The sequence below is a fragment of the Microcoleus sp. Pol12A5 genome (assembly GCF_036701435.1).
GTDB lineage: Bacteria > Cyanobacteriota > Cyanobacteriia > Cyanobacteriales > Microcoleaceae > Microcoleus.
In genome coordinates, this window is the sequence record NZ_JAUBQU010000061.1 from 26,768 (window position 1) to 38,763 (window position 11,996).

The window sequence follows — 11,996 nt, forward strand, 5'->3', positions numbered from 1 at the left end:
AATTGGTAATTGGTAATTGGTAAATTGTTTGAGCGTCCGACGATCGAAACCGACTTCACGCCCAACAATTTTGGAAATGGTGCGCGGACTCAGGAAGGCGCGATCGGCAAACTGATCGCTCAATTTTTGTATAAATTAAAATTTATCAATCAGTATAATTACGCAATTATTCGTGGTAACAGCCGATGGTACCGAAAGTTGCAATAACGGATAGTTAGCCGTGGAATGCCTCAGCAACAGTCATCCTAGCGTTTGCGATACAACCAGGTTTACGAAAGGTTTAAGAATAAACCTCGAAGAATATTGTTTTGGTAAAGGTATCAAAAATGTATAGACAAACACTTTTAAATGAGCGATGTTGTAAATAGGTATCAGAGGAAATCAATAAAGTCAATCCCCCCAACGATATAAAAAAGGTATTACTCTTATGAAAACCAACTTCGCCCAACCACTAACCGCGTGTCTAGCTACCGCTGGTTTAGTTGTTGCTTCTTCCTTACTAACTGCAACGCAAGCCCAAGCATTCAGTTTATCCGTGGCTCCTCAGTACGGTACGACCAACGGCATTGGCACCGGCGCTACTGCAACATTGGACTTCAACGTTGTCCAAAGTGGAGCCGACTTGCTCCTGAATTTGGGCATCACCAATACCACTGGCACTCAGGCTACAGCCGGTGGTGCAACAGACTCTTCTCTCGTTGCCGTGGCATTTGACGTATTGAGCGGCGTTAGTGCATCGGTTAAATCGACTGCAGGCAGCACTTTTACATCGTTTTGGCAAAACGTTGATATTAGCGGTTTGCACAACGGTTTCGACTATGGCATTAGCACTCCGCGCAATAGCTTTAATGGTGGGAACGCTAATGGAGGCTTATATAAAAATCAGTCTACTTTGGTTAGCTTTTTGCTAACTGGCAGCAGTCTGAGTGCGGCTCAGGCAGAAAGTGCTTTCTTGACGGGATTTCAGAATGGTACGCTCAAGGCAGGGGTTCGCTTCCAGCAGGTAGCTGGGTCTAGTGTTGGTACCAGTGACAAAGTTATGGCGGGAGTTTCCGCTGATGCTGAGCCAGTACCCGAACCAACTACTATCGCAGGTATGGTGATGGGGTTGGGAAGTTTAGTCGCCGCCCGCCGCAAGCAGGCAAAAAAAGCTCTTGCTTAAATTTTCTCAGGGGTGCAGGCCATCCATCGGCAGAAAAGCTCGTCGCATTTCGAGTGAATTCAGGTTAACTTCTAGTATCAACTCATAAGAGCCAGGGCAGCTATCCCGCCTCTGGCTCTTATTTTTGCTCTACATTTTGTCAATGTAGAACAAAAAATTTGCGATGCCAGAATTTCGGCAAAAATTGACCTAACGTCCCAAAATCACCAGAAAATATCAACCAACTTGTGGTAAGTTTTTGTGTCGGTTGCTATGTGGCAATCTTCTGCAAGTTCAGTTAAAAGCGTTTATAGCAATGTTTTTGCCAATTTTCCCCCTAGCTCAAACCATCCCCGCACCTCCCGCCCAACAACAACTGATCATCGACCCAGAAGCCCCCGCACCCGAAAACGAACTGGATTTGCCGCCACAGCCAAGCAGCAGCCCCCTGAAAACCCTGACGGTGCCTCAGCAAGTGCGCGTTTTACCGGGAAAACTCGACAACATCCCGGTTTTCAACAGCAACAGCCCCGAAGTCGTGCAAACCGAAGGCATTTTGCTCTCCACATTTCCCCCGGAAGGAAAACAAGTACCTTCTGCACACTTAAACTTTCCCTTCAAAGGCCGATTTGACATCTTTGCCCACCACATCGCCAAGGCTAAAAATCGCCAAGAAACTCGCACCTTATTTCAAGGAATAATTGTCCACAATCCCAACTCGAAACCTGTTACTTTAAAAGTATTGCAAGGAGCGACCTATTTAACTCGGCCGGATGCTTTGTTTGTAGATTTGCCGTCATATTTAGAGAATCGATTCGGCACTGTGTTTGCGGGGCCTGGAAGCCGCATCAGCAGCGATGTGCTGCGGGGATACAGACAAGCTATTTTGCCGGCTGCGATCGAGATTCCGGCGAATCAGAGCCGAATGCTGATGAATTTGCCGATACCTGTGGGGAATGTGACGCCTTCTTCCAACGGTCGATCGACCTTGATGCGAATGTCGAGCAGCAATTCGGTTTATGTAGCATCATTAGCAATGTTTGCTCCTAAAAGTCAAGGAGGAGTCGAGCAATATCCCACATTAGAACAGTGGGAAAATATTTTAAATACCAAAGGTTTAGCGGGACCAAGAGATTTAGCACCAACTCCGAGAGGCGAAAATCCGGTGCAAAAAATTTACGGCCGCGTAGCGGGAGTAGCGGAAGGTTCCCAGTGGCAAGCTAAAATTACGGACAATTCGAGAACTGATTATTTAACGATTCCCAAGCGCGGCGAGTCATTTTCTTATGCTTTGAGCACTACTGATACGGGGACTTTTGGCACTGGTCAAGTTCAAAGCGCTAAAATGTTAGCTCGCTATCCTGATACTGCTTATTTTGCTCACGGTAATTACGGGATTCAATACAACTTAACTTTTCCCCTTTACAACAAATCTCGTGAAACCCAATCTGTTAGCATTAAAATGCAAACACCGATTAAAGCAAATACAGAATCGGGGGGATTGATGTTTTATGATCCTCCTGAAAATCGGATATTTTTCCGAGGTACGGTGCGGGTGATGTTTAATGATGATACGGGCAAGATTTTGACGCGCTACATTCACATCGTGCAGCGCAGAGGACAGCAGGGGGAACCTTTGGTGAATGTGAAGATGAAGCCGGGGGAACGCCGTTTGGTTCAGGTGGATTTCTTGTATCCGCCGGATGCGACGCCGCCGCAAGTTTTGACTGTGCGATCGAGTAATTAGTTGGTGGTTAAGGGTTGACTGTTAACGGTTGACTGTTAACCTTTGGGTTTTTGTTTTAATGAGTTAAGATAGCCATTAAGTTTTGGTGAAAGTTAATTTAATAACGGATGCACTCGATCGCTCTGTTCTTGAGCATTGCTCACAAGTTAAGCTAAAAACACTATTGTCAATGAGTAATCTTACTCATTTTTTACCTGTTGACCCAATTAAAATATGACTCCATTTGTTCCTTTATTATTGAAAAAAAATTGTTCGGGACTTCTTTGAGTTCCAGGGAAAGGTGAAATAATTAGCTTGACATGAGGTTTTCGCCGTCGCTTAACAATCCCTAAATCTTGATTTTCGTCGGCGGCAAAATACTTAACTAGGTCAGAAGCTAATCCTTTTTGATAGGCAACAGAAAAATGATACATCCCCCGATAAATCATTTCTAATGAAATCCGTTCAATTGGTACTCCCAATTCATCCGCGACAGCATCTCCCAAATCTACTAAAACTGCATAAAATAGCCAAGTAGCCCAGATTTGCAGCTTGATTCCATTTAATGAACCTGTCCATAAATAGCTGAGATTTAATAATCTTTTTACTGTAGAAAATACCTCTTCAATTCGCCAGCGTCTTTGATATAAATCTGCTACTACATAGGGGGGGAGTATTTCAGATTCTCGGACACTTGTTAGATAAGAACGCCAAGAAGTCTTGGAACGAATCTGTACTAATCTTATAGTCAAAGATGGTGTCTGTTTTGTGCCTGCACCTATTTTAATTATCTGGTCTTTGACATCATAAGTATTGGTTAATACCCGCTCGACTTGATAGGATGCACCTTTCTTGATTCGAGTTATAAATCCAATTTCTTGGTCTATGAGTTTTTGCCAAAAAGCGAAGTGATAGAAGCCTCGATCCAGTAACAGCAAGGTTTTTGGCTTAACTGCTTTTAGTAAGTCTTCTTCCCAATGAGTATCTGCTTGTTTGGGATTTGTCCAAAACCAAATTTCTTCGGGAAGATGAGTTACTAGGTCTATTATTACTCCCATTTTTCCGGATAATTGACCAATTGGCACATCTGATAAACTTTGTAGCTTCTTAAATAATGCTTCTAATGTTGAGCCGTCAGCTATCCAGATGTTTTCAAAGTTTTTTAAGGCAAATTGTACGCTATCTGGAAGGGGTCTTGATTTTCTTGTTAACCATTTCTGACGAAAATGAGGTAGTAATTCCTTAAATACTTTTTCAAATAAAATTGCTGGAAAATTTAAAAATCTTTGTGATAATGCTTGTTGGCTAATTTCTTGTGGCTGACACCATAAAAATCCCTCTCTATTTAATAATCTGGTTAATTCTGTTACTCCTGCTATGTCTCGCCATAATAAACTTAATATTGCTGCCATCATTAATGGTAATGTCAGAATTCTATCTCTTAAATTTAGTTGGCGATAAAAAGTTTTTTGGGCAGCCATTGCTGGAATTAATAAATCTTCCAGGTGATTCGCGATCGCTTCATTTTCTACTTGGGGACGATTTTTTTTCTTTGCATGATCTCGGTTGATTCGTTTTTTGCGAGTCATAACTGGTTCAATTTGGGCTCAAATGCTTGCCAGATATATGTTTTAGCCTATTATACCTTCTTTTGTCTACCCCCCTTGACAATTTGCACTTTTTCTTAACTTGTCACAAATGGTTCTTGAGTCAAAAGATTGCGAGTTCCGTCAAGTCTCAACCAATGTCTTGGTTCGTTTAATGAACCCAAGAGCAATTTTCACAAAACGCTGATTATTTTGATAGCTACAGCGTCCATGTCCTTCTGCAAGATTAGAACCAACACCATCAGCCGATCGCACTATTTGTTTGCCCATCGTATCCTTGGCAAAATCGTCCCACTTTTTAATAATCAACCATATTTCGTTTGATATTTTTTCAGCTAAGCGATCAACTCTTAGCTGTTGGAAGCTTTCCAGATGAGATCCTTTGAATAGTTGATTGCCAAACATTGACAGTCAACTGTCAACAGTCAACAGTCAACTGTCAACTGTCAACAGTTAACTAATTAAAGCGTTAAAGACTGAGGATTTGTCTCAATCAATTTTGCTAAATCTTGCAAGAAAGACGCCGCATCAGCACCGTAAATAATCCGGTGATCGCAAGTAATATTCACCTGCATTTGGCGCTTAACTCCCATCAAACCTTCCTCGTTTGCTACTACTTGCGGCCGCGAAGAACCGATCGCCAAAATCGAGCCTTGATTCGGCGGCAAAATCGCGTCAAACTTGTCTACTCCAAACATTCCCAAATTGGAAAGAGTAAAAGTTCCCGTGCTGTATTCATCAGGCTTCAACTGCTTGGTGCGGGCGCGATCGACTAAATCCTTCCAAGTGCGCGAGAGCGAATAAATATCGAGGCGATCGGCATTTTGCAGCACCGGCGTAATCAAACCGCCGCCATCCATCGCCACCGCTACCGCCACATTAATATCAGCGCGGTATTGAATTCCCGACTCCACATAACAAGCATTCAGCAGAGGATGTTTTTGTAAAGTTACTGCTACAGCCTTCGCCAGCATAGCCGTCATCGTGACGCCCTTCGACTTAATTTGTTTGTAGAGTTTGTCGAGATTATCAGTAGTAATTGTGTAACCGACGCGGAAAGACGGCACGCTCAAACTTGCTTCCATATTCCGCACCACCGCATTTTGCAGCGCATTCATCGGTACTGTTTGGCCCGAAAGTGCTGCTGCGGGGACTGGTGCGGGGGCGGGTTTGGCTGCTGCGGGGGCGGGTGCTGCGGGTGCTGGTGCTGGTGCTGCGGGGACTGTTACCGGTTGCTGAACCGGAGCGGGTTGGGCTTTGCCGGCTGCTGCTTCCACATCCTCTGCGACAATGCGACCGTTGGGCCCGCTGCCTTTGATTGAATTCAAATCTACTTTAAACTCTTTGGCTAATTTGCGAGCGCGGGGAGAAACGACGCTGCGGCCGTTTTGGCGGCTGACATTTTGCTGCAAACCTGCTGAGGAAGTAGCTGCGCTCACAGGAGCGGGGCTGGGAGCAGGGGCGGCGGCGGCGGTTGGGGCGGCGGCTCCTTGCTGCTGAGCTACGGCGATTTCGGCTTCTGTTTCTGCTACTAGGGCGATTGCCGCTCCCACCGGGGCAACTTCGCCCGCAGGTACGATAATTATTGCTAAATAGCCTTCGTAGAAAGACTCCACGTCCATGTCGGCTTTGTCGGATTCAACCACCACCACCGTTTCGCCTTTTTCTACTTTGTCTCCAGCGGATTTGACCCAGGAAACAATTTTGCCCTCTGTCATTGTCGAACTCAGGGCTGGCATGAAAACTTCGCGAATCATCTGTAAAAAGTCCTTTTGATTTGGTAATAGGTAATCGGTAATTGGCAATTGAGCATTGGCGATCGGCCTCCGGCAATACTTATTATTATGCCAGTTTCTCGCATTCTTGATGTGTGAATTTTGACTCAAAATCAATTGCCAATTACCGATCGCCAATTACCACTTACCAATTTCTAAATATCACCTCGAATTTCTTCGACTATGCCGTCGCGGAGGAGGATTTCTACTTGCATTTTTTGAATCAAGTTTTCTCCGAGCCCGACAGTGAATGTGCCGTCAATTTGACCTTGGCTCACTTCTTGTTCCAGGTCTAGCACCTGCACTTGTTGAAGCTGTTGCAGGTTTTGGTTTTTCTGTTCTAGCAGTTCGCTTTTTCTTTGATTTACCTGCACTTGAATGTTTTCTATTTGCTGCATTACCTGCGGGCCTGGGGGCTGCAGATTTTGCTTTTGGATTTCTGAAATCATCCGCTGCCCTTGCATTTCTAACTGTTGTAGCTGAGAGTCTATTTGGTTGATTTGGGCTTGGAGTTGCTGTTGAGCTTCTTCTTTCCAGCGGGGAGTAACGACGACTTTAACGTTAATCGATCGCTTCAAGAGTAATTGTGGTTCCATAAAGTTGTTGCTTGTCAATTAGGAATTAGGCATTAGTCAGGAGTCATTAGTGGGTAAAAATGAACTAATGACCCAGGACTGAGGACTCGGACTCGGGACTTGGGTGTTGGGATAATTTTTTCTTTTCCATTCCCCAAGTCCTGCGAATATTTCAAAACATCCCGTCAATCATATCGCGGTAGTGTTGCGTCACAACCGGGCGCTTAATTTTCAGGGTCTGGGTCAACATTCCATTTTCGATCGAAAATGGCTCCTGAATCAACCGGAACGGGCCGATGCGATCGTCCGCGCGGTATCCGGGGCGATTTTGCACCTCTCGGTTCAATTCTTTGCGGAATAAATCTTGAATAGTCTTGCTATTCCAGTCAATTTCATGTATAGGGGGATTCTGAGTTTCTGCCCATTTCTGTACGGCTTCTGCATTGGGGACAATTAAGGCACCGATGGATTTCTGGTCTTGACCTACTAGCATAATTTGGTCGATGTAGGGGCTGCGGACGCAGGCGTCTTCTATGGGCTGGGGTTCGATGTTTTCACCGTTGCTGAGGACGATCGTATCTTTGGCCCGCCCGGTCAAGATTAAGTCGTTTCCCGGTGTCAGCCAGCCCAAATCGCCGGTGTCGAACCAGCCTTCGGGGTCTATGGCTTTGGCAGTCGCTTGCGGATTAAGATAGTAGCCCTGCATGATTTGCGGCCCCCGCGCCAATACTAAACCGCGCTGGCCTGTTGGCAGTTGCTGTCTGGTTTCTGGGTCTACTATTTTAATTTCCGTATGGGCTAGAGGCTGTCCCGCAGAACCTTTAAGATTGTGCCAAGGGCGGCGGACGGTTAAAACCGGCGACGTTTCCGTTAAACCATATCCCACTAACAAACCGATATTCGTTATTTCAAAGAAATTGTCTATATGCGCGGCCAAAGAACCGCCACCGCTAATCGCCCATTTTAAGCGTCCCCCTGTAGCTTGCCTGACTTTTTGGTAAACCAGTTTTTCGGCGAGGGCGTGTACGGGCGACAACAGAATGCTTTTGGTACGGGCGATTAGTTTTTCAGTAGCAGAAGCAGGTTTTAAATTGAGAGTTAATCCTTGAAAAATGCGGCGGGCCTCGATATATTGCTGGCTGGCAGATAACAGGAAATCCACCAATTTTTGTTTGTTAGGTGGCTGTTCCCGAAATTGCTTTTGTACTGCCTCGTAAATCGATTCCCAGATGCGCGGAACGCTTACCATGTAATGGGGTTTGTAAGTTTTAAAGTCTTGTTTGAAATAGCGAATATTGGTGTAAATTTGCGTGCATCCTTGGGAAAGCAGGAAGTATTCGACGCTGCGTTCGTAGGCGTGCCAACTGGGCAGAATGCTGAGGGCCGATTCGCCGGCTTCGGGCTGGAGAATTGTGCCCAAGGTGGTGAGTTGGTGCAGCAGGTTCCCGTGAGTCAGCATGACGCCTTTGGGTTTGCCGGTGGTGCCGCTGGTGTAGAGGAGGGTGGCGAGGGTTTGCTGGCTGTGCTTGGTGGGTTTGAGGGGGCGGTTTGCCCCTGTGGTCATCACTTGGGAAAATTTGACTGTGCTTAGGGTTTGGCTGGTTTCCGGTTCTTCGTCGGAGAGGAGGACGACGAGTTGGATGGGCAAATCCGGGAGGCGGTGTTGCAGTTTTTTGAGTAATGCCCGGTTTTCGACTACCAAGGCGGTGCTGCCGCTGTCTTGGATGATGTACAAAAGTTCTTCGGGGTCGGCGGTGGCGCCTCGAACGGCGTTGGCTGCCCCGGCCATCATGATACCTTGGTCGGCTATCAGCCAGCGGGGGCTGTTGTCGGCGAAGAGGGCGACGCGCGGAGGGACGGCTTCTTCGGGATTTTGTTCGATGCCGAGGGCTTGGAGGCCGGCGGCGAATTGCTGGATTTGTTGGTAGAGGTCGGTGTAGGTGAGTTTGATTTCGGGCTGGCTGTGGGGGTCGTGGAGGGCGACGGTTTGACCGAATTGTTGTTTGACGATCGCCCAAAATTCGGGTATCGATTGAATGGAAGTGTAATCGATCAGGCGGCTGAGGTTCGCGCGATCGCGATCGGTCATTTGAGATGATGTGTAAGATGCTGGGCCGTTCATAGGGTATTTTCCTCAGTTTATGGAGATAAAATTATTGGCTATAAGTTTAAGATCGCAGTTATTTTACAACTTTATGGCAGTATCGTGACAGTTTGCCAACCTGTCATTGTCTATTTAGAAAATTAGGGATACAAAATGATGAAAATTATAGTTGCACAGAAACAGATGAATTTACCAATGTTGATAGTAGTTGCTTTGAGTGCGATCGTACTAGCATTATCTGGAAATCTACTTGGAGCCGAAGTTGCACAGACGCAACCGGGAAATAGTAGACGAACATTTGCCGATTGGTGTCGCCAAAAAGCTTCTTTGAGTCCTGAAACTAAACATACTGTTGATGTGCTGTTGCAGAAAGCTGAGACTACTGAGTGCGATGCGGCCGATCGGAAACTTTCGAGTCTCCCGGGACTCAGACTCATTGACAATAAAATCAGCGACATCAAACCGCTAGAATCCTTGACTAACCTGACTCGGCTCATCCTCCTGAGCAATCAAATCAGCGACATCAAACCCCTAGCATCCTTGACTAAACTGACTTTCCTCTTGCTCGACAACAATCAAATCAGCGACATCAAACCGCTAGAATCCTTGACTAACCTGACTGTGATCGGCTTCGCCAACAATCAAATCAGTGACATCAAACCGCTAGCATCCTTGACTAACCTGACTGTGATCGGGCTCGCCAACAATCAAATCAACGACATCAAACCGCTAGCATCCTTGACTAACTTGACTATGATCGCCCTGGCCAACAATCAAATTACTGAGATCAAACCGCTAGCATCCTTGACTAACCTGACTTTGCTCACCCTTGGCGACAATCAAATCAACGACATCAAACCGCTAGCATCCTTGACTACCCTTGACTGGCTCACCCTTAGCGACAATCAAATCATCGACATCAAACCGCTAGCATCCTTGACTAACCTGAGATTGCTCTCCCTCAGCGACAATCAAATCAGCGACATCAAACCGTTGGAATCCTTGACTAACCTCAGAGAACTCCATCTCAGTGGAAATCCGATCGCACCCAAGACTTGTCCTCTCAAGCCAGAGTCTATCTGTAAGTGGGAACCAGAAGCTAAACCATAAAACTTGAAAATGACGCCCATCGCACTTCAATATTTCAGTCGCGGCTGTGCTGTTGATAAAGTACGATCGCGAGTTCGAGTCGCACATCGGCTTCAGTCAGGGGGAGATTGTCGGGAAGGTCGATCGTAATTTGCATGATTTATAGTACCTTTTAATTTCAATTGTCTCTGAAGTGCGATCGTTACATATTCATTAAACTTTGATTCATACGCTGTATTCTTCAAGATTAAAACGAGTAGATATGTCAGAACTTTAACATAGCTGGGTGCTTAGGGCGAACCTTAACCGCACAATTTAAACTATGAGTCGAGCGGGCATCTTGCCTGTTCATTAAACTCGCGCAATATCTCAGATTTAAGCGACACGGCGCGGTGCATCAACCATCGGTGCTGTACCAAACAAATGTCTGAGATAACTGCGACTGAGCTCGCGGTTCCAGCGCCGCAGCCGCACCATTACTCGCGTGAATGTAAAAGTCAATTCTAACACCAAAGAAAGCTGTTTAAGACTGAGTGAAGTATTAAACACATCATTGCCGTGCGTGCGTTCAATCTGATGGTGTTTCAGCAAAGCAATCAGGTTTTTGGTAGAGCCTTTCAGTTGATTGAAATAACTCTGGGAGAATGCCCAGCGGCTGAAACCCCAAAACTTAGCCAAATGATTTATCTCATCCTGTAAAGGCTGGGAAATTGCCTGTTGCAACGCCCCAGTTGAGTGTACCATCAACCATAAATAAACAGAAGTAGCTCCCCACTCGGTACTCAGGCGGCTAATCACGTGTTTGTAGGTATCTTGCCAAGCGTCACCTGTGGATTGACAGCCATTCACAGAGTTCGGTTTTACTTGCAGTTTCTCCCCTGTAAGTTGTTGGTAAATTTTCCTAAATGTCGGGCAATGTTGGCGTTCTTCTTTTTCCCAGACACCTATCTCTAGAATGTTGCCGTTGTCATCAAAAATTCCTCCCATAAACCGCGCCATTTGCGGATAAATATGCTGTAAGTAGCACCAACTTTCTCTACCGTAGCTCCGGATGGGAGCTTCAATTTCTGCCGCACTTGCCAAAATTTGTAAAAAGATTTCTGGCTTGACACCAATAATTTGGTCGCGATTGATTCCTTGCCAATCTATGGGTTCCCAAGGGCGGGGATGCGGGGTGGAAAATTGCTGGGGCAGATCGGAAAGTCGATCGCTCAAAACTTCCAATGACATATAATGGTCGATGAGCGAGTTAATCCTAGCCCGACTTTGCAAGTAGCGAGGGCTTTGATACTGATGCCCAGCCAAATCAATTGTATACACCTTACCAGTAGCTTTCATTGTTTCTGCCTGTTCCTAACTTTTACAGCTATTGTGAAAAAGGCATTTGGGAAGTCGCAATGAGTAACGTGCAGGCTGCTCAATTACTGCGAGTTGGCTGGAGTTAGCCGAACTTAGGTGAAACTGCATGAAGTAGGGTGAACTAAACAACAGATGATACGGCTAATATGTGCCGAAGAGTACCTTTCCTCCCATAAATCGTCTATACTTCAGTCTTGACCAATTCCATAAGTAGAAAGTTGTAAGTAGAAAGTTTGTAGTACTGGGATTCCCAAAATTTTTTATTTTGGCTCTTTCGTACCTACTATGCTAAAAGTTTATTTTAGGAAAATGCCCGCTAATCACAGATCTAATTTCAAAATAGTTAAAATTTCTAAAGCCAAATCCACAACTATTTAACAATTTTAATTTTTTATTAATTTCTTATACTATACCCTTGGTTGTTCGCAGTTCAAAATACCCGAATATTTACCCAAACCACCGTTGGATTGGTGGGATACTATTCCGGTAGTAAAATTTTCTTTGTCTTTTATTAACAAAACTAATTTTATCTATACCTAACCGGGTAGTGCTTTTATGTAAAGGATGGAGAAAATAGAGGCGGTTGAGCCTTCAGAATTGCTAATCGGATTTGGTGATTG

Annotated in this window: 10 protein-coding genes; 4 read left to right on the forward strand and 6 right to left on the reverse strand. The window is 45.3% G+C overall.

The window, feature by feature from the left end; all coding sequences use genetic code 11:
* Positions 1-9 precede the first annotated feature (9 nt).
* The 3 genes from QUA45_RS17155 to QUA45_RS17165 all read left to right on the forward strand — a co-directional run bounded on the left by QUA45_RS17155 (position 10) and on the right by QUA45_RS17165 (position 2,888).
* On the forward strand, positions 10-207 hold the full coding sequence (locus QUA45_RS17155) for a hypothetical protein (protein WP_333221667.1): 198 nt from the start codon (positions 10-12) through the stop codon (positions 205-207).
* Between the two features lie 220 nt (positions 208-427).
* Entirely contained in the window at positions 428-1,162 is a 735-nt protein-coding gene (locus QUA45_RS17160) for a PEP-CTERM sorting domain-containing protein (protein ID WP_333095214.1), read from the forward strand.
* 295 nt (positions 1,163-1,457) lie between these two features.
* Entirely contained in the window at positions 1,458-2,888 is a 1,431-nt protein-coding gene (locus QUA45_RS17165) for a DUF3370 domain-containing protein (RefSeq protein ID WP_333095213.1), read from the forward strand.
* 206 nt (positions 2,889-3,094) lie between these two features.
* On the opposite strand, the gene QUA45_RS17170 is transcribed toward QUA45_RS17165, so the two are convergent.
* The 5 genes from QUA45_RS17170 to QUA45_RS17190 form a co-directional block, all read right to left on the reverse strand.
* Positions 3,095-4,456 (reverse strand): IS4 family transposase, encoded by a 1,362-nt coding sequence (locus QUA45_RS17170; RefSeq protein ID WP_333221668.1) that lies wholly within the window; start codon positions 4,454-4,456, stop codon positions 3,095-3,097.
* A 141-nt stretch (positions 4,457-4,597) separates the two neighbouring features.
* Positions 4,598-4,879, reverse strand: a complete 282-nt coding sequence (locus QUA45_RS17175; RefSeq protein WP_333221669.1) for a four helix bundle protein — start codon at positions 4,877-4,879, stop codon at positions 4,598-4,600.
* 56 nt (positions 4,880-4,935) lie between these two features.
* Positions 4,936-6,231 carry a dihydrolipoamide acetyltransferase family protein gene (locus QUA45_RS17180; RefSeq protein WP_333221672.1) on the reverse strand — a complete coding sequence of 432 codons (1,296 nt, stop codon included), beginning with the start codon at positions 6,229-6,231 and terminating at the stop codon, positions 4,936-4,938.
* 173 nt (positions 6,232-6,404) lie between these two features.
* On the reverse strand, positions 6,405-6,845 hold the full coding sequence (locus tag QUA45_RS17185; RefSeq protein WP_015179467.1) for a YlqD family protein: 441 nt from the start codon (positions 6,843-6,845) through the stop codon (positions 6,405-6,407).
* Positions 6,846-6,996: 151 nt separating this feature from the next.
* Entirely contained in the window at positions 6,997-8,946 is a 1,950-nt protein-coding gene (locus tag QUA45_RS17190; protein WP_333221670.1) for a long-chain fatty acid--CoA ligase, read from the reverse strand.
* Positions 8,947-9,081: 135 nt separating this feature from the next.
* Between QUA45_RS17190 and QUA45_RS17195 the strand changes: the two genes are divergently transcribed.
* Positions 9,082-10,038 carry a leucine-rich repeat domain-containing protein gene (locus QUA45_RS17195; RefSeq protein ID WP_333221671.1) on the forward strand — a complete coding sequence of 319 codons (957 nt, stop codon included), beginning with the start codon at positions 9,082-9,084 and terminating at the stop codon, positions 10,036-10,038.
* Positions 10,039-10,392: 354 nt separating this feature from the next.
* Here QUA45_RS17195 and QUA45_RS17200 read toward each other — a convergent pair whose 3' ends face one another.
* Entirely contained in the window at positions 10,393-11,355 is a 963-nt protein-coding gene (locus tag QUA45_RS17200) for a hypothetical protein (protein ID WP_333101050.1), read from the reverse strand.
* Positions 11,356-11,996 lie beyond the last annotated feature (641 nt).